Below are 25,353 nucleotides of genomic sequence, written 5' to 3'. Positions count from 1 at the left end.
TGAAAGCCTTATCAGATGCGCTGCTCTTCATTGAGCCATGAGTACACAGCAAGGAAGGAGACCGTCCGTGGAAAAAATCTTTGCTATGTACAACAACCATTCAGTACGGAAAGCAAAACAACCAACTACCGGCACATCATTGTTAAATCATAGCTTGGGGCTGGCAGAAGCCAGGGAGGATCGCAAAAAATTATTTTCGGGAGAGCAAAAAAGGGAAGCCGATCACTTGTCAGGCGAAATTTTGGTTAAGTGTTGCAGCCTGAAATGCAAAAAAGGCCGGGAAAATCCCGGCCATGTTTTAACGTTAAGCTTAATCCACCAGCAGACGCAACATACGACGCAGCGGTTCTGCCGCGCCCCACAATAACTGGTCGCCGACGGTGAAGGCCGACAGGTACTCCGGCCCCATATTCAGTTTGCGCAGACGCCCTACCGGCGTCGTGAGCGTGCCGGTTACCGCCGCCGGTGTCAGTTCACGCATGGTGATTTCACGGTCGTTCGGCACCACTTTGACCCACTCGTTGTGGGCAGCCAGCAGCTGTTCAATCTCCGCCAGCGGCACATCTTTTTTCAGTTTCAGCGTAAATGCCTGGCTGTGGCAGCGCAGCGCACCGACGCGTACGCACAGGCCATCAACCGGGATGACTTTCTGCGTGCCGAGGATTTTGTTGGTTTCTGCCTGGCCTTTCCACTCTTCGCGGCTCTGGCCGTTTTCCAGTTGTTTGTCGATCCACGGAATCAGGCTGCCCGCCAGTGGCACACCGAAGTTATCGGTTGGCAACGTGCCTGAACGGGTGAAGTCAGTCACGCTACGTTCGATGTCGAGGATGGCAGAAGCCGGATCCTGCAACGATTTCGCCACATGATCATGCAGCATACCCATCTGCGTCAGCAGCTCGCGCATATGACGCGCACCGCCTCCGGACGCCGCCTGATAAGTGGCCACGGAGGTCCACTCCACCAGATCGTTAGCAAACAGGCCGCCGAGTGACATCAGCATCAGGCTGACGGTGCAGTTACCGCCGACAAAGGTTTTGATGCCGCTGTCGAGGCCCTGACGAATCACCTGATGGTTGACCGGATCAAGAATAATGATGGCGTCATCTTTCATGCGCAGCGTGGAAGCGGCGTCAATCCAGTAACCCTGCCAGCCGCTGGCGCGCAGCTTCGGATAGACTTCACTGGTGTAATCGCCGCCCTGGCAGGTGATAATGATGTCGAGCGCCTTCAGCGCATCAATATCAAAAGCATCCTGAAGCGCACCGGTCGACTTACTACCGAAGGTCGGAGCAGCCTGGCCAAGTTGCGAAGTGGAGAAGAAGACCGGATTGATCACATCAAAATCACGTTCTTCGCTCATGCGGGACATCAGCACGGAGCCGACCATACCACGCCAACCAATAAAACCTACATTCTTCATTTTCTGTCCGTCTCGGGCGCTTCTTCAGAGGCCCTGTCTGGTGCGAGGGAAAAAACCAACCGGATTAACCTGCTGGTCTGCGTAATAATCAGGTTTACCTATGACCTTCAACTCTACAAAATGCTGCACTTCTGGCAAGTGAATTAATTCGATTGCGCTAACTTTTTCAGCAGCGCAACTAATAACGGCGTATAACGCCGCAAAGGGATGGTTTAACACAAATGACTGAAATGATTTCCGCCACCATATTATTGCTGCTGATTATGGACCCGTTGGGTAACCTACCGATATTTATGTCGGTTTTGAAGCATCTGGAACCTAAACGCCGTCGCGTGGTACTCATCCGGGAAATGTTGATTGCGCTGGTGTTAATGCTGCTTTTTTTATTCGCCGGTGAACGCATTCTGGCGTTTCTCAATCTGCGCACCGAGACGGTGTCGATTTCCGGCGGCATCATTTTGTTCCTGATCGCGATCCGCATGATTTTCCCGTCGACAGAGAGCAGCAGCACCGGTTTACCCGCCGGGGAAGAACCCTTCCTGGTACCGCTGGCGATCCCGCTGGTGGCCGGACCGTCGCTGTTGGCAACCCTGATGCTGCTGTCGCATCAGTACCCAAATCAAATGACATATCTGGTCGGCGCGCTGTTGATCGCCTGGGGCGTGACAGTGGTGATTTTGTTGTTGTCCGGCTTGTTCTTGCGCCTGTTGGGCGATAAAGGTGTCAACGCACTGGAACGTCTGATGGGGTTGATTTTGATTATGCTGGCTACGCAGATGTTTCTGGATGGGATTCGCGCTTACCTGAAGATTTAACGTAGCGGCGCAATTTATCGCGCGGTTCGGTGCGCGATGCAGGAAAAACCTTGCGCGATAAATCGCGCCGCTACGGGTGCATGTTTTACTTTTTCTTTATGGGTTTGCCTGACCAGTAACCCGCCAGCAGGGAACCTGACAGGTTGTGCCATACCGAGAACAACGCACCTGGCAGCGCAGCCAGCGGCGAGAAGTAGAGTTTGCCCAGCGTTGCCGCCAGACCGGAGTTTTGCATCCCCACCTCCAGCGCCAGGGTGCGACAGGTGGATTCGTCAAAGCCGAACAGCTTACCGCCCCAGTACCCGCCGAGCAGGCCAATGGCGTTGTGCAGAATCACCGCCACAATCACCACCAGCCCTACCGAACCGATAAAGCCCTGGCTACCCGCCACCACCGCGCTGATGATCAACAGAATACACACCATAGAAAACGCCGGCAGATAAGGTTCTACGCGACGCACCACGCTATTCATTGAGTGGTGGATAATCAGGCCCAGACCAATCGGGATCACCACGATTTTTACGATGCTGAGCAGCATCCCCACCACATCCACCTGGATATGCGTGTCGACATAGAAGCGCGTCAGCAGCGGAGTGGCAAACACCCCCACCAGCGCCGAAACGGAGGAGATGGTCACCGACAAGGCCACATCCCCCTTCGCCAGATAGATCATCACGTTCGACGCGGTGCCACTGGCAACGCTGCCCACCAGAATCATACCTGCGGCCAGGTCCGGCGGCATCTGGAACAGTTTTGCCAGACCCCATGCCGCCAGCGGCATCACCAGATAGTGCAGAAACGTACCGGCGATAACCGGAGCCGGGCGCACCAGCACGCGTTTGAAATCATCAATATTTAGCGTTACGCCCATGCCAAACATAATCAGCATCAGCAGATACGTCACCCACGGACCAATGCCAAGGAACGTGGATGGAGAATAATAGGCAGCGACCGAGAGCAGTACAGCCCACAGTGGGAACAGGCGGGTAATTTTGCCGAGCATGGACGAACTTCCTTATGCAGGTTTTATTATGTCATTGCGGAGTATTGCCACAGATAAAGTGTCGCGCAGGAAACGGCTGCCACGACGGACGCGGGATCATAACATTTCGTTATCGTGAGGTAAGGCTGGAAGTGAAAATGCGGATCGGCTGCTGCCGATCCGGGTAAATTGGCCGAAATTACTCTGCTTTTTCCAGTAAAAAGCGGTAGATCGCACCACCAATTGCACCGCCGATGATGGGCATCAGCCAGAACATCCACAACTGAGACAACGCCCAACCGCCCTGGAACAACGCCACGCCGGTGCTGCGCGCCGGATTCACCGAGGTATTGGTCACCGGAATGCTCACCAGATGGATCAGTGTCAATGACAGACCGATGGCAATCGGCGCGAACCCCGCCGGGGCGCGTTTATCAGTGGCCCCCATAATCACTATCAGAAACACCGCGCTGAGGACCGTTTCGCTAATCATCCCCGACAGCAAGTTAAAACCACCGGGTGAGTGCTCACCATAGCCGTTAGCGGCAAAGCCACTGGCGGCGACATCAAAATCGGCCTTGCCGCTGGCGATCAGATACAACACCGCCGCCGCTGCAACGGCACCCAGCAGTTGCGAGACGATATAGGGCACCACCAGGCTGGCCGGAAAACGCCCGCCAATCATCACCCCAACGGTCACCGCCGGATTAAAATGCCCGCCCGAGATGTGCCCGACGGCGAACGCCATTACCAGCACCGTCAAACCAAATGCCAGCGCCACGCCTGCAAAGCCAATACCCAGTTGTGGAAACGCAGCGGCCAACACCGCACTGCCACACCCCCCTAACACCAGAACAAAAGTACCGAAGAACTCTGCAACGAACTTTTGCATCGCGATTCCCTCAATAAGATTGATGATTTAGCGTCAGAATTGTCATTCGCGGTTGCTGAAGTACAACCGTTCACAGTGAGCGTAGTGGGCTTTTTACACAATTCCAGCGCAAAACAGGCGCTTGCCGTGCGGATTTAAGCGGAACGGGAGAAAAAACTGGAGCGGATACGGATAAATTTTGCGACTTAATTAATTATTTAGATTAATTAATCAATAAAAAAAGCCGGACCTTGTCCGGCTCGATACATGCTTAAAAATTCGTTTAACAGCCAAAAAGATTTTTATGCAGCGCGCGCACCACTTCCTCTGCGTCGCCACCCGGCACCAGGAAGCACAGGTTGTAGCTGCTGGCTCCGTAACAGATCATTCGCAGATTAAACGGTTCCAGGGCACCAAACACTTCTTTGCCCACACCGCAGGCTTTCGACAGGTTGTTACCGATAATCGCCACCAGCGCGAGGTTCTCTTCCACTTCGACGCGACACAGAGAAGAGAGTTCGGTCAGCAACGCCTGAGTCAGCAGGCTGTCTCCGGTGGAGGTGGAACCGGTGGTATCCAGCGTCAGCGCCACGCTCACTTCGGAGGTGGTGATCAGATCGACCGAGATACTGTGGCGCGCCAGAATCGCGAACACTTCGGCCAGAAAGCCGCGTGCATGCAACATGTTCAGGCTGTGCAGCGTCAGCAGAGTTTGCTTACGACGCAGCGCCAGTGCGCGGAACAACGGCGGGTTTTGCGTCTCGTTGCACACGCGTGTACCACCCGCAGCCGGGTCTTTACTGGAACCGACGAACACCGGGATATCGCTGCGCACTGCGGGCAGCAACGTCGCCGGATGCAGCACTTTGGCACCAAAGGTCGCCATTTCAGCGGCTTCTTCGAAGGTGATTTCATCGATACGCTTGGCGGCAGGCACCACACGCGGATCGGTGGTATAGATACCCGGTACATCGGTCCAGATATCGACACGTACTGCCTGCAACGCTTCACCCAGCAGTGCAGCGGTATAGTCGCTACCGCCACGGCCCAGCGTGGTGGTGCGGCCTTTGCTTTCACTACCGATAAAGCCCTGGGTCACGACCAGCGCCTGGGCGGTGCGCGGGGCCAGCAACACAGCGGATTGTTCTTTCAATGCCGCCACATCCGGTTCCGCACGACCAAAGCGGTCGCTGGTGCGCATCACTTTGCGCACATCAAACCACTCGGCGTTGATTTGGCGCTCACGCAGAATTTCCACGAACAGCAGCGTTGACATCAGTTCGCCGTGGCTGACCAGTTCATCGGTCAGTGCATTGGACGTCGCCAGTGCCGCCGCTTCCGACAGCATGCCGATGTTTTCCAGCATGCGATCAATCTCTTCACGGATCACTTCCGGTGATTGCAGACGATCGATGATGGCGTATTGAATACGGCGGATTTCATCCAGCAGAGTCGCGCGCTGCGCTTGTTCTTTGCCTTCAGAGAGGGATACCAGCAGGTTGGTGACGCCAGCCGAGGCGGATAACACCACCAGACGGGTATTGGCATCGGACAGCACCACGTTGGCGCTGCGGTTCATGGCATCAAAATCGGCAACGCTGGTGCCACCAAATTTCGCCACGATCAGAGTTTGAGACATGTAACGAACCTCGTGTCAGGTTATCTTTCTCCCGCTTTGTTGGGACGGGAGACATTCTATCAGCCTTGGCACAAGAGAAGAGCAGAAATGGGCAGACAAGATCATGAGACGAGTCACCCAGAAGCGCTTCACCTTGCGAAACGTCCGACTGTGGACGTTTCTGGTGACAACCCAGAGGATTCAGCCCCTGCAGCCGACAGCACAACACACCGCGTGTTGCCCCACCTCGGCGTCGCACCCCCTGATGTGTTATCCCCGGATACGGTTCCTCCAACACACTGCCTGGGCGACGCGCCTCTTCTGGCTTACGCCCGGAGGCGTAAGTAGCGCGCACATAAATATAGGTTAATTGTTCCGCTGTCAACGCCTGATGTTTGAGGATTTTTCACATTCACGGCATGACGTGCGCATCGCAGAACAAACGGACAGGTGAACTCCCGCCTAAAGTAGTGGCGGGTGGCCAGTCATCTGCCCTTTTCCTGATACGGCACAGGGAATCCACAGCGGATTTTGCTGAAAATGTTTCAGAATCATCGCAGCCCCTCTGCCGGACGAGATTTGGGGACAGCGCGCGAAATCACAATTTTTTTCCTTTCAGTAGCAACTGTGGTCATACTGAAACCCGTCGCGGCAGCACAAGTCGCCGCCAGAATGCTAAACAAGCCGGGCCAGCTGGATGCGCCCGGTTGGAATGACAGTTCTTTTTATTTCAACAAGAGTGTTGCCATGAAAAATATCAATCCGACACAAACCGCAGCCTGGAAAGCGCTGCAGCAGCATTTTGACCAGATGAAATCGGTGCAGATCGCCGACCTGTTCGCTCAGGATGCCGATCGTTTTGCGAAATTCTCTGCCACCTTTGATGATCAGATGCTGGTGGATTTCTCAAAAAACCGCATTACCCAGGAAACCCTCGACAAACTTCAGGCGCTGGCAAAAGAAACCGATCTGGCGGGCGCCATTAAGTCCATGTTTTCTGGTGAGAAGATCAACCGCACCGAAGAACGCGCCGTGCTGCATGTCGCCCTGCGTAACCGCAGCAACACGCCGATCGTGGTCGATGGCAAAGATGTGATGCCGGAAGTGAATGCGGTGCTGGCGAAGATGAAAGGCTTCTCTGAGCGCATCATCAGCGGCGAGTGGAAGGGTTATACCGGCAAAGCCATCACCGACGTGGTCAACATTGGTATCGGCGGCTCTGACCTGGGTCCGTTCATGGTGACCGAAGCGCTGCGTCCGTACAAAAACCACCTGAACATGCACTTTGTTTCCAACGTCGATGGCACCCATATCGCTGAAACGCTGAAAGATCTCAGCCCGGAAACCACGCTGTTCCTCGTCGCCTCCAAAACCTTCACCACCCAGGAAACCATGACCAACGCCCACAGCGCGCGTGACTGGTTCCTGAAAGCCGCGGGCGATCAGCAGCATGTGGCGAAACACTTTGCGGCGCTCTCCACCAACGGCAAAGCGGTCGGTGAGTTCGGTATTGATACCGCCAATATGTTCGAGTTCTGGGACTGGGTCGGCGGTCGTTATTCCCTGTGGTCGGCGATTGGCCTGTCGATCATTCTGTCCATCGGCTTCGACAATTTCGAGCAGCTGCTGAGCGGCGCGCACGCGATGGACAAACACTTCTCCACCACGCCTGCCGAGCAGAACCTGCCGGTACTGCTGGCGTTGATCGGGATCTGGTACAACAACTTCTTTGGTGCCGAAACCGAAGCGATTCTGCCGTACGACCAGTATATGCATCGCTTCGCTGCCTACTTCCAGCAGGGCAACATGGAATCCAACGGTAAATACGTCGATCGTGACGGCAACGCCGTGGATTACCAGACCGGCCCGATCATCTGGGGTGAACCCGGCACCAATGGTCAGCACGCGTTCTATCAGCTGATTCATCAGGGCACCAAACTGATTCCGTGTGACTTTATCGCTCCGGCGCAGACCCATAACGCTCTGGCGGATCATCATCCGAAACTGCTGTCGAACTTCTTTGCTCAGACCGAAGCGCTGGCGTTTGGTAAGGCACGCGATGTGGTTGAGAAAGAGTTTACCGATGCCGGTAAATCCGCTGAGTCAGTGGCGCATATCGTGCCGTTCAAGGTGTTCGAAGGTAATCGCCCGACCAACTCCATCCTGCTGCGCGAAATCACGCCGTTCAGCCTCGGTGCGTTGATTGCGCTGTACGAACACAAAATCTTCACCCAGGGCGCAATCCTGAATATCTTCACCTTTGACCAGTGGGGCGTTGAGCTGGGTAAACAGCTGGCAAACCGTATTCTGCCAGAGCTGGAGAACGACGCGAAAATTGCCAGCCACGACAGTTCCACCAATGGCTTAATTAATCGCTATAAGTCCTGGCGTTAATCTTTTTCGGGTTTTGTCATAAGGCGGCAATATGGCCGCCTTTTTTACGTCTAATATGCAATAACCCGGTAGAGTTTGTTATTTATTGGACTATTATTGGTTAGATAATTCTTAAAATGACTTAGGTAAATTCTGAAGATTTTGTGTGAGAATTGAACTAACCTCTAAAAAACATGGATCTATTTACGTTTGATCTTTCCTCTATCATCATGATTAATAGATTCTTTTTGTTTACTCATATTAAGGGAATTCTGAATATTCCGATTCCGTACCAATTCTTAATGCAAAAGTGAAAAATCCTGCCCGCAATCTCGCAACCAAACAGTTGTTCCAGTTCAAATAAAAACTCCAATAAAAAAAAGCAGCTATCGCTAATTTGCCTTATTTTCCACCAGAACCGTTCGTTATTTTCGCCCCCTTCCCCTCGCGCTGAACTCTGGTAATTTGTTGCCCTATACTGAACGCGCCCTAAAAGGGTAAATCCTTCATTCATATAGATGCAGGAAAGCTGTTATGAAAAAACTTATGGTTGCCGGTGCAGCCTTACTTTACGTTGCCGTTTCTTCCGCTGCGATTGCCGCACCGGAAGAAGCTGGTGCCGCAGCAGGTGCGCAGGCGGGTGCTATGTCCGCTGGTGCATCAACCGCTGTGGGTATCGGTGCGCTCGGTGCGTTGGTAGGTCTCGGCATTGCCGCTTCCGGCGGTGGTGACGGTGCAAATACCGGTACAACAACCACGACCACAACGGGCACCACTCGTTGATGTAGCACCTTTAAACATAACCACACATCCGTGTGGTTATTTTTTGCTTTGATTCGATTTGATCAGGGACACACAGTGCGCCGACTTCCTTTGCTGCTTCTCTGCCTGTTGTTGCAGGCCTGTACTCAAACGCAAAAAGGTCTGGAACAGACCGTAATGCTGGCTATCAATGGGCCGGATGATGTCACGGTAACCAATGAGCAGGTTGCCAGCCTGCCTTACGCCAGCCTTTATGCCCGCATCAACGCCGGCCAGCGCATCTTTGTGGTGCTGGGCTACAACGAAAATGGTCAGCAGAAATGGATAACCCAGGACCGGGCGATGCTGGTGATGCAGCACGGCCGTCTGGTGAAAACCCTCGGCCTGACCGACAACCTGATTGATGTCAGCAATCTGGCGCAGGACCCGCTGGCCGACCCACTACACCTGCAAAACGGCGCCAGCTGGACCCGCGTGGTGCAGTGGCGTGAGAAGGATAAGCAACGCGCCGCTACCGCTGTCTCCCAATTTCAGCGCGGTGATGATGAAGTGCTGACTATTGCCGGTGAGGCCGTACCCTGCCGGGTATGGCACGAGACGGTGCGTATCGACAGCATGGGTCGTGAATGGCAGAACACCTTCTGGCTCGATAACCGCGACGGCACCGTGATGCAAGCCACGCAGATGCTGGCAGCAGGCGAATTCCCGATTGAAACCACCATTCTGAAACCGGCGAAATCATGAAAAAAATAACGTCTTTGCTGGCGGGACTGGCGCTGTTCACTGCGGGCAATGCGCTGGCCGATAGCCAGGTTATCGTCCACGACGGACAACAGCACGCGACCTTGCAGGTCGATCATGCACAAAACCTCAGCCAACTGGTGACCAATCCGGCTATTCACACCTGGTGGCCTGGTACGGTGATTGCCGAACGCGGCGCTACCGCTGTGGCAAAACAACAGCAACAACAATTGCTGGCCGATTTGCGCGCCTGGCAGGCGGATAACAGCGGCGATCGTGCCGCCGCCATTGGTGCGGTTATCCAGCAGCTAGCCGCCGTCCCGGTAACGGGCCGTCAGTTTACTTCGCTCGATCCCGACTGGGTACGCATCCGCCCGGAAGCCAATCGTCGCTTACAGGGCAGCTATGACCTCTACACGCTGGCACCGCCGACTCAGGTACTGGTGCTTGGTGCGCTGGCGCATCCCGGCAAAGTGAGCTGGCAACCTGGCCGCACGGTGCGCAGCTATCTGGCCGATCACGATCGTCTTTCCGGTGGTGAACGCAGCTTCGCCACGGTGATTGCCCCCTCCGGCGAGACGCAGCAGGTCCCGATTGCGTACTGGAATCATCGTCATGTGGAAGTGGAGCCTGGCAGCATTATCTGGCTCGGTTTTTCATCGTGGAGCCTGCCCTGGGGCCAGAGCGACCTGAATGACCGCATGATTTCTGTTCTGACTCACCGGATTCCAGACTGATGAAAAAACATTATCTTCTCAGCCTGCTGGCTGTTGCTGTTTCCGCGGCCTGTAACGTACAGGCGGCAAGCTATGACGATCCGATTGGCCCGTCACAATCTGACTTCGGCGGCGTCGGCCTGATGCAGGTGCCAACTGCGCGTATGTCGCGTGACGGGGAATTCAGCCTCAACTATCGCAACAACGACCAGTACCGCTACTATTCGGCGTCGCTGCAACTGTTCCCGTGGCTCGAAAGCACCGTACGTTATACCGACGTACGCACCCGTCGCTACAGCGCCAGCGAGAGTTTCAGTGGCGACCAGAGCTATAAAGACAAAGCCTTCGACCTGAAGCTGCGCCTGTGGCAAGAGAGCTACTGGCTGCCGGAAGTGTCGGTGGGCACGCGCGATTTGGGCGGTACCGGCCTGTTCGACAGCGAATATCTGGTGGGCACCAAAGCCTGGGGACCGTTTGATTTCACCTTCGGTATCGGCTGGGGCTATCTCGGCAACAGCGGCAGCATCAAAAACCCATTCTGTTCCTACAGCGCCAGTTTCTGTAGCCGTACCACAGGCGGCGAAGCCGGTTCGATCAACGGTTCGCAAATGTTCCACGGCCCGGCTGCGTTGTTTGGGGGTATCGAATATCAGACACCCTGGCAGCCGCTGCGTCTGAAAGTCGAATATGAAGGCAACAACTATCAGGATGACTTCGCCGGACGTCTGGAGCAGCGCAGCAAAGTTAACGTCGGGGCGATTTACCGTGTGACCGACTGGGCGGATATCAACGCCAGCTACGAGCGCGGCAATACCTTTATGTTTGGCTTCACCATTCGCACTAACTTTAACGATTTGCGCCAGGAACATATCGACAGCGCCAAACCGGCTTACAATCCGCAGCCGCAGGGCGATTTGTTGCAATCGACCGTGGTGGCAAACCAGCTGACCGACCTGAAATATAACGCTGGCCTGGATGGCCCACGAATTCAGACCAAAGGCGATACCTTGTATGTCTCTGGCGAGCAGACCAAATACCGTGATACCACCGAAGGCGTCGATCGTGCCAACCGCATCATCATGAATAATTTGCCGGACGGCATTAAGACGATTGATGTGACCGAGTCGCGCTTCAATATGCCACAGGTGACCACCCGCACCGACGTCGCCAGTCTGCACAACGATCTCGCCGGTTACCCGCTGGGTCAGGAAAAACCGTTGCAACAGCAGCGTATCGATCCGGTCGATCCGGGTGAAGCCGAACAGGGTTACTTCATCCGTAAAGATCGTCTGAACTACAGCCTGTCGCCGGTACTGAATCAGTCGGTCGGTGGGCCGGAAAGTTTCTATATGTACCAGGTCGGCGTGATGGGTAACGTTGATTACTGGCTGACGGATCACCTGCTGGTCGGCGGTAGCCTGTTTGGCAACATCGCCAACAACTACGATAAGTTTAATTACAATGGCTTATCGGCCAGCAACGGCCTGCCGCGTGTACGTACCCATATTCGTCAGTACGTTGAGAACAACGTTTATATCAATGACCTGCAAGCCAACTACATGCATTACCTCGGCAATGGCTTCTACGGTCAGGTGTACGGCGGTTATCTGGAAACCATGTATGGCGGTGTCGGTGGCGAGGTGTTGTACCGTCCGGTCGACAGCAACTGGGCGTTTGGCGTCGATGCCAACTACGTCAAGCAGCGCGACTGGGACAACATGATGAAGTTCACCGATTACAAAGCGCCTGTGGGTAATCTGACCGCTTACTGGCGTCCGTGGTTTATGGAGAACGTGTTGGTGAAAGCCAGCGTAGGTCAGTATCTGGCGAAGGATAAAGGTGTGACGGTCGATATGTCGAAGCAGTTCGACAGCGGTGTGATCGTCGGCTTCTACGCCACCAAAACCAACGTCTCCGCAGAAGAGTATGGCGAAGGTAGCTTCACCAAAGGCTTCTATATCTCAATTCCGATGGACCTGTTTACCGTGACGCCAACGCGTGGTCGTGCGCAGGTGAACTGGGTACCGTTGACGCGTGATGGCGGTCAGATGCTGGGACGTAAATACCAGCTGTATGATATGACCTCTGATCGTGATGCGCGGTTTAATTAACCGCCATAAAAATTGGGCGGCCCGGTGGGTCGCCCAAATATGCGCGATAAATCGCGCCGCTACGCACGGATAACGATGGGATAATCGCGCCGCGACGGGCCCGTGCGAACCTGTAGCGCCGTGACGAGTCCGTGCGAACCTGTAGCGCCGCGACGAGTCCGTACGAACCTGTAGCGGCGCGATTTATCGCGCAGCAAAGACTAGTCTGCGTCGTAGCCGAGGTTCGGCGCTAACCAGCGCTCCACCTCACTGATGCTCATCCCTTTACGCACCGCGTAATCTTCCACCTGGTCGCGCTGAATCTGCGCCACGGCGAAATAGCGGCTGTCAGGATGGCTGAAATACCAGCCGGACACTGATGCCCCCGGCCACATGGCGAAGGACTCGGTCAGCTTCATGCCGGTATGGGTTTCCACATCCAGCAGTTGCCAGATCTGCGCTTTTTCGGTGTGCTCCGGGCATGCGGGATAACCCGGTGCCGGACGGATACCCTGATAATTCTCACGAATCAGTTCGTCATTGCTGAGGTTTTCATGAGCAGCAAAGCCCCAGATCACCTTACGCACTCGCTCATGTAAATATTCCGCGAACGCTTCAGCCAGACGATCCGCCACCGCCTTGATCATGATTTTGTTGTAGTCGTCATGCTGCTGGTCATAGGCTTCGGCCAGTGCATCTTCTTCGAGACCACCGGTGACCGCGAAAGCACCAAGGTAGTCCGCCTTGCCGCTCGATTTCGGTGCCACGAAGTCGGCCAGACAATAGTTAGCAAAGTCGGTTTTTTCCGTCTGTTGACGTAAGTGATGACTCACACACAAAACCTGGTTGCGGTTTTCATCGGTGTAAATTTCGATGTCATCGCCCACGCGGTTAGCCGGGAAAATCCCCACCACACCGCGTGGCTGAAGCGTACCTTTCTGGCTCAGCATATCGAGCATCGCGTTAGCATCATGGAACAGACGCTGTGCCTCTTCACCCACGACTTCATCTTGCAGAATGCGTGGGTATTTCCCGGCCAGTGACCAGGTCATAAAGAACGGTGTCCAGTCGATGTAGTTACGCAGCGTTTCAATGCTGGCCTCTACCGGACTGGCGCCGAGACGATGTGCCACCGGCGGCGTATAGCTTTCCCAGTCAAATGAGAAATCATTGTCACGCGCGATTTGCAGGCTGACCGGCGGAGTACGCGGCTTTTTACGCGCGTGCTGAATACGCACGGTGTCGTACTCTTTGCGCGTACGTGCCACAAAATCTTCTTTCAGCGTCGGTGACAGCAGCGAAGAAACCACGCCAACGGTGCGCGAGGCGTTCTGTACATACACCGTCGGGCCGCTGTAGTTCTGCTCGATTTTGACTGCGGTATGCGCTTTGGAGGTGGTTGCGCCGCCAATCAGCAGCGGCAGGGTGAAGCCCTGACGCTCCATCTCTTTCGCCACGTTGACCATCTCATCCAACGATGGCGTGATCAGCCCGGAGAGGCCGATAATGTCGGCCTTCTGCTCAATCGCAGTTTTCAGAATTTTGTCACTCGGCACCATCACGCCAAGATCGATGATTTCGTAGTTGTTACATTGCAGCACCACGCCAACGATGTTTTTGCCGATGTCATGCACATCGCCCTTCACCGTCGCCAGCACAATTTTGCCGTTGCTGCTGCCCGCTTCTTTACTCGCCTGGATAAAAGGCTCGAGGTAAGCCACCGCCTGCTTCATCACGCGCGCGGATTTCACCACCTGCGGCAGGAACATCTTCCCTTCGCCAAACAGATCGCCCACCACATTCATGCCGGACATCAGCGGCCCTTCAATCACCTCAATCGGCCGCGCAGATGCCTGGCGCGCTTCTTCGGTGTCCTGCTCGATAAACTCGGTGATACCTTTAACCAGCGAATATTCGAGACGTTTGACCACATCCCAGCTGCGCCATTCCGCCTGCTGTTTTTCCTGCTCGCCGTCACCTTTGGCACCACGGTACTTCTCCGCCAGCTCCAGCAGACGCTCGGTGCCGTCGTCACGGCGGTTGAGGATCACATCCTCCACCGCATCGCGCAGTTCAGCGGGTAAGTCGTCATAAATCGCCAGTTGCCCGGCGTTGACGATACCCATGTCCATTCCGTTGCGAATGGCGTAGTAAAGGAACACCGCGTGGATCGCTTCACGCACCGGTTCGTTACCCCGGAACGAGAACGATACGTTGGAGACACCACCGGAGATCATCGCATGCGGCAGCTCGCGCTTGATGTCTTCACAAGCACCGATAAAGTCCATCGCGTAATTGTTGTGTTCTTCAATACCGGTCGCGACGGCAAAAATGTTCGGGTCGAAGATGATATCTTCCGGCGGGAAACCGACTTCTTCGGTGAGGATCTGGTAAGCACGACGGCAGATCTCAATTTTGCGTGCGCGGGTATCCGCCTGACCGACTTCGTCAAACGCCATCACCACCATCGCCGCACCGTAACGACGCACCTTACGTGCGTGATCGATAAACGGCTCAATCCCCTCTTTCATCGAGATCGAGTTGACGATGCCTTTGCCCTGGATGCATTGCAGCCCTTTCTCAATCACCTCCCATTTGGAGGAGTCGATCATGATCGGCACGCGCGCGATATCCGGTTCACCGGCAATCAGGTTGAGGAAGCGCACCATCGCCGCTTCCGCATCCAGCATACCTTCGTCCATGTTGATATCGATGATTTGCGCGCCGCTTTCCACCTGCTGACGCGCCACATCCAGCGCTTCGTTGTATTTCTCTTCTTTAATCAGACGCTTAAATTTCGCCGAACCGGTTACGTTGGTACGCTCGCCCACGTTAACGAACAGCGAATCAGCGCTGATATTCAGCGGTTCCAGCCCGGACAAGCGACACGCCACCGGGATCTCCGGCAGTTGACGTGGGGCAACGCCGTCCACTACCGCGGCCATCGCCGCAATATGTTCCGGCGTGGTGCCGCAGCAGCCACCGATAATATTCAGAAAGCCGGAACGCGCCCATTCACCAATCTGCTGTGCCATAGTGGCGGCATCGAGATCGTATTCGCCAAAGGCGTTGGGCAGACCGGCGTTAGGGTGTGCGGTGACGTAACCTTCGGCAATGCGCGACAATTCAGCGACATACTGACGGAGTTCATCGGGTCCCAATGCGCAGTTAAGACCGAAGGAGAGCGGCTCAGCATGGCGCAGCGAGTTATAAAAGGCCTCCGTCGTCTGACCGGACAGGGTACGGCCAGAGGCATCGGTGATGGTGCCGGAGATCATCAGCGGCAGCTTGACCCCCATCGCCTCCATCTCGGCCTGCACTGCGTAAATCGCGGCTTTGGCGTTCAGGGTATCGAACACCGTTTCGATCATGATCAGGTCAGAACCGCCTTTGATCAGCGCGTGGGTGGATTCACGGTAGGCGTCCACCAGCTGATTAAAGGTGATATTACGGAAAGCGGGATCGTTCACGTCCGGTGAGATGGAACAGGTGCGGTTGGTCGGGCCAAGCACCCCGGCCACGTAGCGTGGGCGCTCAGGGGTTTTCGCACTCCATTCGTCGGCACAGGCACGCGCCAGTTTCGCGGCCTCGAAATTAATCTCCGCCGACAACGCCTCCATCTCGTAATCCGCCATCGCAATGGTGGTGGCGTTGAAGGTATTGGTTTCCAGAATATCAGCACCTGCCGCGAGGTAGGCGTCATGGATCTCGCGGATCACCTCAGGTTTGGACAGCACCAGCAAATCGTTGTTGCCCTTCAGATCGCATGGCCAGTCGGCAAAACGGCTGCCACGAAAATCCTGCTCGTCCAGTTTATAACTCTGGATCATGGTGCCCATGCCACCGTCCAGAATCATGATGCGTCGCGCGAGCTGCTGATGCAGCGCTTCTATTCTGTTGCTCACTCTTGCCCCGTCCACGTCATTACGTTGGCTGAAATGCCAGCCAGACATACTGGCATAACTTTACGGTGGGTAAAAGTTATGCCAGTTGAGACATTTTCAGAGTGTGACTTTACAGATCCGACCAGTAAGCCAGCGTTTGCATTCACCAGACGAAAAACGAAAATGGTTTCCATATTTGGAGCAATTCTGGAGACGTCATGGTTACCCCTGCACCCGCCAAACGCGGCAAAAAACCCCGTACCGCTGCGGCCAGCTCGGCCCCGGCTGGCGGCCAGGTCCAATCCCTGACGCGCGGCCTGCGCTTGCTGGAACTGATTGCAGAATCACACGGCAGCGTGCCGTTGACTGAACTGGCACAACAGGCCGGTTTACCCAACTCCACCACCCATCGCCTGCTCACCACCATGCAGCAGCAGGGCTTCGTCCATCAGGTGGGTGATCTCGGTTTCTGGGCGATTGGTTCGCATGCGTTTGTTGTCGGCAGCAGCTTCCTGCAAAGTCGCAATCTGCTGGCGATTGTGCATCCGATTCTGCGCAAGTTAATGGAAGATGCCGGGGAAACCGTCAATCTGGCGGTGCTGGATCTCAGTGATTATCAGGCGGTGATTATCGACCAGGTGCAGTGCACTCAACTGATGCGTATGTCTGCACCGATTGGCGGCAAGCTGCCGATGCACGCTTCCGGCGCTGGCAAAGCCTTCCTCGCGCATCTGAGCGACGATCAGGTGACGGCGTTGCTGCATCAAAAAGGGCTGCATTACTACACACCGAAAACCCTGATGTCGCCGCATAGCCTGAAAGAGAATCTGGCGCTGATTCGCAAGATGGGTTTTTCTCACGATGATGAAGAACACGCGCTGGGTCTGCGTTGCGTGGCGGCACCGATTTATGACGAACATGGTGAACCCTTTGCGGCGATCTCCATTTCCGGCCCGATTGCACGTATGACTGATGACCGCATCACCGAATTAGGTGCGCTGGTGATCCGCGCCGCGAAACAGGTGACTCAGGCTTACGCCGGACGTTAAGCAGGGAGCAGAGCATAGCGCACGCTAAAGCGCTGTGCCGCCCGCCACGCGATCACTTCCTCAATATGCCCCTGACGAATACGCGCCTGTTGGGCGCGCCACCAGCCCGCATCGAATAACTCAGGATGCAGCGCCAGCAGCAACTTCCCGGTGGCCGGTTCGCTACACAACGCATAGCGGAACGTTTCCGGGAACACATCATCTGGCCCGACGCTGTACCACGGCTCGGCCTGGAGTTCATCCTCTTCGTAACGCGCGGGCGGTACGTCACGGAACTGTAGCTCGGTCATCGGGCGGATTTCGTCGTAATCGTAAAACACCACCCGACCGTGGCGCGTCATGCCGAAGTTTTTAAATAACATGTCCCCCGGAAAAATGTTCGCTGCCGCCAACTGGCGTATGGCATCGCCATACTCTTCAATGGCATGGCGGCGCTGCGCAGCATCGGCCTGTGCCAGCCACAAGTTGAGCGGCTGCATACGGCGCTCCAGCCACAGATGGCGAATAATCACCACGTCATCTTCAATGCAGATTTTTTCCGGGATTTCACGTTCAAACTCGGCCATCAGCGCCGCCGGGATACGTGCACGCGGCAGCGCGAAGTGTTCAAACTCCTGGGTATCCGCCATGCGACCGACACGATCATGCTCTTTCACCCGTTGGTAGCAGTCGCGCACCTGCGCTTCTGTCACCTCCTTCTGCGGGGCAAAACGGTCTTTGATCACCTTAAAAACCCGATCAAATCCTGGCAGCGTGAACACCAACATCACCATGCCACGAACGCCAGGGGCAATGGTGAACTCTTCCTCGCTGTGCGCCAGGTAGTGCAGATATTCGCGATAGCATTCGGTTTTGCCATGCTTCTGGCAGCCAATCGCCATATAACGTTCGGCGGTGGTTTTGCCGGGCAGAATGGGTGCCAGCCAGGCCACCAGCGCAGCAGGCACCGGGGCATAAACCATAAAGTAGGCGCGGGCGAAGCCGAACACGATGCTGGCGTCGTTGCTGTCAGTCAGACAGGTATCAATCCACAACCGCCCGTCTTCATCACGCTGGATCGGTAACAGGCACGGGAAAGTGGCATCGGCCAGTCGCAGGCGCGCCACTATCCATGCGGTTTTATTGCGGTAAAACAGCTCGCAGGCCACATCCAACGTCGCCGTCGCTAACTGCGTTGCGCTGAATTGTTCGTGCAGATGGCGCACCACCCAACTGATATCACGCGCCTGATCCTGCCACGGCAGACGCAGCGGGATATCGTTGAGGATCTGCCGTAATGTCTCCTGCCACCCCTGCTGGGGCCGGTACAGACGCGACAGCGGGCGCGGTGATTCCGGGGCGGAGGCATACGGCTGCGACGGAAAGATAAACAGCCGCTCAGGCGACAGATGGCTATGGCCCTGTAAGCGGCAATACACCGAGTTAAAGAAGCTTTCGGCAATCTCATGGCGCGGATAACCCGGCAACAGCGTTTCGTAGTGGCTTTTCACCCGCAGCCAGAAGGCCTCATCCCAGTCTGCCGCACCGTTGATGATCCGTAGCTGGTTTGCCACCAGACCGACATGGTGATCGTAAAGGTGAATTCGCGCCTTCATCGCCTGCTGTACCGCATGCCAGTCGGCCTGTTCAAAGCGCTGTTGAGCACCGGCGGTAATATCGAGAAAGCGGCCATACTGCGCGTCAAAACCTTGCAGGATGGTATGGGCGATCAGGGATTCTCTCGGCGGCATCGGCACATCTCCCGGCAATATGGCCCCTCCGTGGGCCAGGGATCACAACTCAGAACTGCGCAGCTTCCGTGGAACCGGTCAGCGCCGTCACCGACGACTGGCCACCCTGAATCACCGTGGTGATACGGTCGAAATAGCCGGTACCCACTTCCTGCTGATGGGACGAGAAGGTGTAGCCCTTCTCACGCGCCGCGAATTCTGGCTGCTGTACTTTCTCCACGTAGTGACGCATCCCCTCGCCCTGCGCATAGGCGTGCGCCAGGTCGAACATGTTGAACCACATGCTGTGAATACCTGCCAGGGTGATGAACTGGAAGCGGTAACCCATCTCGCTCAACGCCTGCTGGAACCGGGCGATGGTGCGATCATCGAGGTTTTTCTTCCAGTTAAACGACGGCGAGCAGTTGTAGGCCAGCAGCTTGCCGGGGTATTGCGCATGGATCGCGTCGGCAAAACGCTGCGCCAGCGCCAGATCCGGCGTCGAGGTTTCGCACCACAACACATCCGCATAAGGGGCGTAGGCCAGACCGCGACTGATCGCCTGCTCAATCCCGGCGCGAGTGCGGAAGAACCCTTCCGAGGTGCGTTCGCCAGTAATAAAGGCGCGATCATATTCATCGCAGTCCGAGGTGATCAGGTCAGCAGCATCCGCGTCGGTGCGGGCGATCAGCACCGTCGGGACATCCATCACATCGGCCGCCAGTCGTGCCGCCACCAGTTTTTGGATCGCCTCCTGCGTTGGTACCAGCACTTTGCCGCCCATATGGCCGCATTTCTTTACCGCCGCCAGTTGATCTTCAAAATGCACCGCCGCCGCACCTGCCTGGATCATCGACTTCATCAACTCAAACGCGTTGAGCACCCCGCCAAAGCCCGCTTCAGCATCCGCCACGATCGGCAGGTAGTAATCAATAAACCCTTCAACGTCCGGCGACATTCCGCTGGCCCACTGAATCTGATCGGCACGCTGGAAGCTTTGATTGATACGTTCCACTACTGCCGGTACCGAGTTCACCGGATACAGCGACTGATCCGGGTACATTTGCCCGGCAAGGTTGGCATCCGCCGCCACCTGCCAGCCGGAGAGATAAATCGCCTCAATACCCGCTTTCGCCTGTTGTACCGCCTGACCACCGGTCAGTGCCCCCAGGCTATTGATGTAACCCTTTTGCGATTCGCCATTCAGCAGCGACCACAGCTTTTGCGCGCCGCGTTCGGCGAGGGTGCAAGCCGGATTCACCGAACCGCGTAAATTCACCACATCCTGCGCGCTGTAAGGACGGGTAATGCCCTGCCAGCGCGCGTCGCGCCAGGTGGTTTCCAGTTGTTTGATTTGTTGTGCACGAGTCGTCATGGCAATGTCTCCTGGGTCATGGCAGCAGGCGGTAACCTGGCAGGGTGAGGAAAGGAACCAGTTCATCATCGGTGGTGATTTGCGCCATCAGCGCAGCGGCATCAGCAAAACGTCCATGACGGAAGCGCTCTTCGCCGAGGCTGTGCTGTAACGCATGCAACTCTTCATCCAGCAGTTGTTCAAACAATGCAGCCGTCACCAGCTGACCATCGCTGAGGATTTGCTTGTGGTGAATCCATTGCCAGATCGAGGTACGGGCAATTTCGGCAGTCGCGGCGTCTTCCATCAGACCATCAATGGGGACACAGCCGTTGCCACTGATCCACGACTCCAGATATTGCAGCGCCACCCGGATGTTGGCGCGCATCCCGGCTTCGGTACGTTTGCCGCGACAGGGAAGTAATAAGCGCTCGGCGGTGATCGGATTGTCTTGCTCGCGGCTGACATGCAACTGGTTAGGTCGATCGCCCAGTTGGCGATTAAATTCGGCCATCGCAATATCCGCCAGACCGGGATGTGCCACCCAGGTGCCGTCGTGGCCGTTTGCCGCTTCACGAGCCTTGTCCTCCCGTACCTTCTGCATCACCCAGGCATTACGCTCTTCATCCTTGCTTGGGATCAGCGCCGACATGCCACCCATTGCCAGCGCGCCGCGCCGATGGCAGGTTTTGATCAGCAGACGCGAGTAGGCATCAAGGAAAGGTTGATCCATGCTGATTTGCTGACGATCTGGCAGGATGCGTTCACCATGCTGCCCCAGCGTTTTGATGTAGCTGAAGATATAATCCCAGCGACCACAGTTCAGACCGACCACATGATCGCGCAGCTCCCACAGGATCTCATCCATCTGGAATACCGCCGGTAACGTCTCGATCAACACCGTGGCTTTAATGGTGCCGCGTGGCAGATCAAGCCGATCTTCGCTGAAACGGAAGATTTCACGCCACCACGCCACTTCCGAGGCATGTTCGGTTTTCGGCAGATAGAACCACGGCCCATGACCTTTCTCCAGCAGCGCATCGACGTTGTGAAACAGATACAACGCAAAATCGAACAACCCACCGGGGATGGCACGATCACGCCATTCCACATGCTTCTCGTCCAGATGCAGACCGCGTACACGGCACATCAGCAATGCCGGATCGGATCGTAACTGGTAGATCTTGCCTGCTTCACTGGTGAAGCTCAGCGTACCTTTTACCGCATCACGCAGCGCCAGCTGACCATCAACCAATTTTTGCCAGGTGGGTGCCAGCGAATCCTCAAAATCCGCCATAAACACTTTTACGTTTGCATTCAATGCGTTGATCACCATTTTGCGATCCGGTGGTCCGGTGATCTCAACGCGGCGATCGCGCAGTAACTCCGGAATGGGGCGCACCTGCCACGCATTTTCACGAATGGAAGCCGTTTCCGAATCAAAGCCTGGCAATGCGCCTTGATCATAACGCTGTTGCCGTTGCTCGCGAGCTTTCAACAGGCGATCGCGTTCCGGGGCGAAACGTGCCACCAGGGAGTGCAGGAAGTCGATCGCTTCCGGGGTGAGCAGCTGCTTTTCCGCGTGGGTAAAGGGCTGGCTGAAGGTTAGCGTACTGCTGATAACCGAGTCTGTCATGCGGGCTGCCTCCTGTGTTGATCCCTGATTGCGTTGCGGGATCCGGCTGTAGGGTATTTTTTGACCTGCAAGACCAGAGCATAATGATTTTTATTTTATTTTCAAAAGCTATTTCCATTTTTAATGGAAATACAACTTAACAACATGATTTAAATGTAATTTAAAGACGCGAATTAAAGGCAATAACTTCCACGCTATCTCGCAGGCAAAAAAAATGCCGTGGTTACACGAGGCAACCACGGCAAGGTCAAACGAGTTGGAACGGTTACTCGAGTGTCGGATTCATATGTCGTAGATCAAACGGCGTGATCTGGTAAACGTAATAGTTCAGCCAGTTCGAGAACAACAGGTTGCCATGACTGCGCCAGGTAGCGCGTGGCGGCAACTCCGGGTTGTCGTGAGGGAAATAGTTAAATGGCACCTCGGGATGCAGCCCGGCATCGTAATCACGATGGTATTCACCGGATAGCGTCAGCGCATCGTACTCCGGATGGCCGGTAACAAACGCCAGGCGTTTATCTTTGCTCGCCATCAGGTAAGCCCCGGTGGTTTCCGATTCGGCAAACAGCTCCAGATCGGTGTAATCACGGATCAGCTGACTGGGAAAGTCGGCATAGCGCGAATGCGGGGCGAGGAAGTTGTCATCAAAACCACGCGTCAGCAACGCATGCGGATGCAGGATTTGATGCTCATACACGCCAGACAGCTTGTGCTGGCGTGTCTGTTTAGGAATGCCGTAGAGAATATTCAACGCGGCCTGCACCGCCCAGCAGACAAATAACGTCGAGGTGACGTGTTCCTTTGCCCAGTGCAGCACACGCTGAATCTGCGGCCAGTAGGCGACATCATTGAAATCCACCAGACCCAGCGGCGCACCGGTAACAATCAGTCCATCGAAGTTATCATCCTGAATATCCTCAAAATTGCAGTAGAAATTATTCAGGTGCTCGGTGGGGGTATTACGTGACTCGCGGCTGTCGATACGCAGTAGCTGAATATCAATCTGCAATGGCGAGTTGGATAACAGGCGCAGGAACTGGTTTTCGGTCTCAATCTTTTTCGGCATCAGGTTGAGGACCAGCACTTTCAACGGACGGATCTCCTGAACACTGGCGCGCGACGAGGTCATCACAAAGACATTCTCGTTGCGCAAGAAATTCACTGCCGGTAACTCGTCGGGGATCCTGATTGGCATAACCTGCTTACCTCTTACAACCGTATAAACGTTTAGACATCCAGATGCCTGACATTAGCCTGGAGTATCGTGAATGTCGAGTCTTCATGCGATTTATGAAAATGTTTCAGCTTAATGTGTCTTAAGGATCTGGCGAAGAAAGAATCTCTGACAGCCTGAAATTAAATAACTGCGGGTCAATTTAAATAATCAAAGCGGATGGAAAACATTCTATCTATATTTATTTGGTTTATAATCCAGACTTTTTAGGTTGTATAAATACCATCAACAAAAGTGAGATAAATAATTAAAACATCATGAAATTGAAATATAAAAACCATGAAATTCATTATGTTATGAATTTTATTGTTCTCAATCAAAACCTCCAGATAAATATTTATAAAATTTAAATCACGTCAGGTGTATAAGTCACTTCTGTTATAAAAACAGACCACACTATTAATTCCAATTTTGAAACATCCCTTTATTTAACTTTTTGGCTCGGAAATTATATCTGTAAGGTTTTTTACTATGCATAAACTCAAAATTGCACACCTGATCGTACCAGGCATGCTGGTCATGGCGTCACCCTACGGGTTTGCGGCTGCCGCACCCTTCTCCAGTGATTCACCGTGGATGTTAGGTGACTGGGATGGTCAGCGTACCGCCCTGCAACAACAAGGCATTGATTTTAATGTCAATTATGTGATGGAGAGTGCCGCAAATCTGGCAGGTGGCTATCAATCCTCCACTACCGCACGTTATACCGATCAATGGATGTTCAGTACCCATCTCGACCTGGAAAAATTGCTGGGGTGGCAGGACACTGATTTCCAGGCCACGGTGACGGATCGTAATGGGCAGAACCTGTCGGAACAGGTGGCAAACCCTAAAGCCCCGATGCTTTCTTCTGTTCAGGAGGTTTATGGCCGCGGTCAGACATGGCGACTGACACAGTTCTGGTTGCGTAGCGGTTTTTTCAACGACCATGTCAATCTTAAGCTGGGTCGTGCGACGGTAGGGGAGGATTTTGGCACCATCGAGTCACATTTCCAGAACCTGGCGCTCGGACCGGGTATTCCGGGTAAATCTCGTAGCGATCGCTGGATGAACTGGCCGGTATCTCAGTGGATGGGGCGTTTACAGCTGAATATCACGCCGGATGTCTATGTTAAGGTGGGATTTTATAATCAGAACGATGATAACGATAATCGCGGCAGCGGTTTTCACTTCTCGGTCAATCACTCCGATGGCAATCTGGTTCCGGTAGAAATTGGCTGGCAGCCAAAGCTTGGTGCCGATGCACTACAGGGAAATTATCGCCTGGGTGCTTACTACTCTTCGGCTCAGGGTGGGGTTTATCACAGCTGGCAACACGGTCAATATGGCGATACCGCGCATGGCTACGGCGCTTATGCCATTGTTCAGCAACAATTATTTGCCCTGCAACATGATAATCATCGCAGCTTGTCTCTGACGCTGAGCCAGGTGATGCATGATAAGCGCACCTCAAAACTCGATTATACCCAAACGGTGGCACTGAGCTGGAAAGGGCTTTTTGCTACGCGTCCCCAGGATGAAATTGGTTTAGGTATGGCGCGTTTGCATGTGAATTCGGCATACAGCCGCATGCTTGAGCGGGAGAATGAAGAGAATGGTGCGCAAAGCGTGAATGATGCTACTTATCTGCCAGTGATCAGAGGCTCTGAATACGACTATGAACTCTACTATTCCTGGAACGCCAGCTCATGGCTTACATTGCGTCCTAATCTGCAATACGTTGTCGCGCCAGGCGCAGACAGCAGCGTAAAAGATGCATTTGTTGGGGGAATTACAGCGAGCTTAACGTTCTAACAGTTAAGCGGTAATGGTGCGATTTATCGCATCATTACCCGTTGCGGCGCGCTTTTCTGCGCAGCTTCACGTAAAACCTGCGCGATAAATCGCGCCGCTACGGGGATATTGACTGGCTTGCAGACGTAAAAAAGCCCTGAACTTTCGTTCAGGGCTTCTTCACTTATTTGATGCCTGGCAGTTCCCTACTCTCGCATGGGGAGACCCCACACTACCATCGGCGCTACGGCGTTTCACTTCTGAGTTCGGCATGGGGTCAGGTGGGACCACCGCGCTACAGCCGCCAGGCAAATTCTGTTTATCCG

General features: G+C 54.7%; 18 protein-coding genes, 1 rRNA gene and 1 riboswitch. Of the genes, 9 read left to right on the top strand and 10 right to left on the bottom strand.

Going from position 1 to position 25,353, the window contains the following annotated elements:
* Positions 1 to 67 precede the first annotated feature (67 nt).
* Entirely contained in the window at positions 68 to 367 is a 300-nt protein-coding gene (locus L579_RS23890) for a hypothetical protein (protein WP_152521920.1), read from the top strand.
* On the opposite strand, the gene asd is transcribed toward L579_RS23890, so the two are convergent.
* Positions 311 to 1,420, bottom strand: a complete 1,110-nt coding sequence (gene asd / locus L579_RS21600) for an aspartate-semialdehyde dehydrogenase (protein ID WP_021186267.1) — start codon at positions 1,418 to 1,420, stop codon at positions 311 to 313. The two genes, L579_RS23890 and asd, sit on opposite strands and share 57 nt — an antisense overlap.
* A gap of 221 nt (positions 1,421 to 1,641) precedes the next feature.
* Here asd and L579_RS21595 point away from each other — a divergent pair, with 221 nt between their 5' ends.
* Complete coding sequence (locus L579_RS21595) at positions 1,642 to 2,235, top strand: YhgN family NAAT transporter (protein WP_021186266.1); 594 nt, start codon at positions 1,642 to 1,644, stop codon at positions 2,233 to 2,235.
* 85 nt (positions 2,236 to 2,320) lie between these two features.
* On the opposite strand, the gene panS is transcribed toward L579_RS21595, so the two are convergent.
* The 3 genes from panS to lysC all read right to left on the bottom strand — a co-directional run bounded on the left by panS (position 2,321) and on the right by lysC (position 5,727).
* The gene (gene panS / locus L579_RS21590; RefSeq protein ID WP_021186265.1) at positions 2,321 to 3,238 is read right to left on the bottom strand and encodes a ketopantoate/pantoate/pantothenate transporter PanS; all 918 of its coding nucleotides are present in this window, start codon (positions 3,236 to 3,238) and stop codon (positions 2,321 to 2,323) included.
* Between the two features lie 178 nt (positions 3,239 to 3,416).
* Complete coding sequence (gene aqpZ / locus L579_RS21585) at positions 3,417 to 4,109, bottom strand: aquaporin Z (protein ID WP_021186264.1); 693 nt, start codon at positions 4,107 to 4,109, stop codon at positions 3,417 to 3,419.
* Positions 4,110 to 4,371: 262 nt separating this feature from the next.
* Entirely contained in the window at positions 4,372 to 5,727 is a 1,356-nt protein-coding gene (lysC, locus tag L579_RS21580; RefSeq protein WP_021186263.1) for a lysine-sensitive aspartokinase 3, read from the bottom strand.
* A gap of 113 nt (positions 5,728 to 5,840) precedes the next feature.
* A riboswitch (Lysine riboswitch) is annotated at positions 5,841 to 6,035 on the bottom strand.
* Between the two features lie 418 nt (positions 6,036 to 6,453).
* Here lysC and pgi point away from each other — a divergent pair.
* The 5 genes from pgi (at position 6,454) to L579_RS21555 (ending at position 12,409) form a co-directional block, all read left to right on the top strand.
* Positions 6,454 to 8,100 (top strand): glucose-6-phosphate isomerase, encoded by a 1,647-nt coding sequence (gene pgi, locus L579_RS21575; protein ID WP_036627968.1) that lies wholly within the window; start codon positions 6,454 to 6,456, stop codon positions 8,098 to 8,100.
* A 513-nt stretch (positions 8,101 to 8,613) separates the two neighbouring features.
* A complete protein-coding gene (gene yjbE / locus L579_RS21570) occupies positions 8,614 to 8,862 on the top strand; it encodes an exopolysaccharide production protein YjbE (protein WP_021186261.1) in 249 nt (82 codons plus the stop codon).
* A 75-nt stretch (positions 8,863 to 8,937) separates the two neighbouring features.
* Complete coding sequence (locus L579_RS21565; RefSeq protein WP_021186260.1) at positions 8,938 to 9,585, top strand: YjbF family lipoprotein; 648 nt, start codon at positions 8,938 to 8,940, stop codon at positions 9,583 to 9,585.
* On the top strand, positions 9,582 to 10,319 hold the full coding sequence (locus L579_RS21560) for a capsule biosynthesis GfcC D2 domain-containing protein (RefSeq protein WP_021186259.1): 738 nt from the start codon (positions 9,582 to 9,584) through the stop codon (positions 10,317 to 10,319). The genes L579_RS21565 and L579_RS21560 overlap by 4 nt, the downstream gene beginning before the upstream one ends.
* Positions 10,319 to 12,409 carry a YjbH domain-containing protein gene (locus L579_RS21555; protein ID WP_021186258.1) on the top strand — a complete coding sequence of 697 codons (2,091 nt, stop codon included), beginning with the start codon at positions 10,319 to 10,321 and terminating at the stop codon, positions 12,407 to 12,409. Before L579_RS21560 ends, L579_RS21555 begins: the two co-directional genes overlap by 1 nt.
* 200 nt (positions 12,410 to 12,609) lie before the next feature.
* Here the strand turns inward: L579_RS21555 and metH are convergent, their stop codons facing one another.
* Positions 12,610 to 16,341, bottom strand: coding sequence for a methionine synthase (gene metH / locus L579_RS21550; protein ID WP_021186257.1), 3,732 nt, complete (start codon positions 16,339 to 16,341; stop codon positions 12,610 to 12,612).
* Between the two features lie 149 nt (positions 16,342 to 16,490).
* Between metH and iclR the strand changes: the two genes are divergently transcribed.
* Complete coding sequence (gene iclR / locus L579_RS21545) at positions 16,491 to 17,321, top strand: glyoxylate bypass operon transcriptional repressor IclR (RefSeq protein ID WP_021186256.1); 831 nt, start codon at positions 16,491 to 16,493, stop codon at positions 17,319 to 17,321.
* On the opposite strand, the gene aceK is transcribed toward iclR, so the two are convergent.
* The 4 genes from aceK to metA all read right to left on the bottom strand — a co-directional run bounded on the left by aceK (position 17,318) and on the right by metA (position 23,215).
* Positions 17,318 to 19,051, bottom strand: coding sequence for a bifunctional isocitrate dehydrogenase kinase/phosphatase (aceK, locus tag L579_RS21540; protein ID WP_036627957.1), 1,734 nt, complete (start codon positions 19,049 to 19,051; stop codon positions 17,318 to 17,320). The two genes, iclR and aceK, sit on opposite strands and share 4 nt — an antisense overlap.
* Positions 19,052 to 19,100: 49 nt before the next feature.
* Entirely contained in the window at positions 19,101 to 20,405 is a 1,305-nt protein-coding gene (aceA, locus tag L579_RS21535) for an isocitrate lyase (protein ID WP_021186254.1), read from the bottom strand.
* 16 nt (positions 20,406 to 20,421) lie between these two features.
* The gene (aceB, locus tag L579_RS21530; protein ID WP_021186253.1) at positions 20,422 to 22,020 is read right to left on the bottom strand and encodes a malate synthase A; all 1,599 of its coding nucleotides are present in this window, start codon (positions 22,018 to 22,020) and stop codon (positions 20,422 to 20,424) included.
* 265 nt (positions 22,021 to 22,285) lie between these two features.
* A complete protein-coding gene (metA, locus tag L579_RS21525) occupies positions 22,286 to 23,215 on the bottom strand; it encodes a homoserine O-acetyltransferase MetA (protein WP_021186252.1) in 930 nt (309 codons plus the stop codon).
* Positions 23,216 to 23,725: 510 nt separating this feature from the next.
* Here metA and L579_RS21520 point away from each other — a divergent pair.
* Positions 23,726 to 25,048, top strand: coding sequence for a carbohydrate porin (locus L579_RS21520; protein WP_021186251.1), 1,323 nt, complete (start codon positions 23,726 to 23,728; stop codon positions 25,046 to 25,048).
* A gap of 172 nt (positions 25,049 to 25,220) precedes the next feature.
* On the opposite strand, the gene rrf is transcribed toward L579_RS21520, so the two are convergent.
* A 5S ribosomal RNA gene (gene rrf, locus L579_RS21515) occupies positions 25,221 to 25,336 on the bottom strand.
* Positions 25,337 to 25,353 lie beyond the last annotated feature (17 nt).

Source organism: Pantoea sp. AS-PWVM4, assembly GCF_000468095.1.
Taxonomy (GTDB): Bacteria; Pseudomonadota; Gammaproteobacteria; order Enterobacterales; family Enterobacteriaceae; genus Pantoea; species Pantoea phytobeneficialis.
Note: the sequence above shows the minus strand (reverse complement) of the source record. Positions and strands in the feature narration are given on the sequence as shown.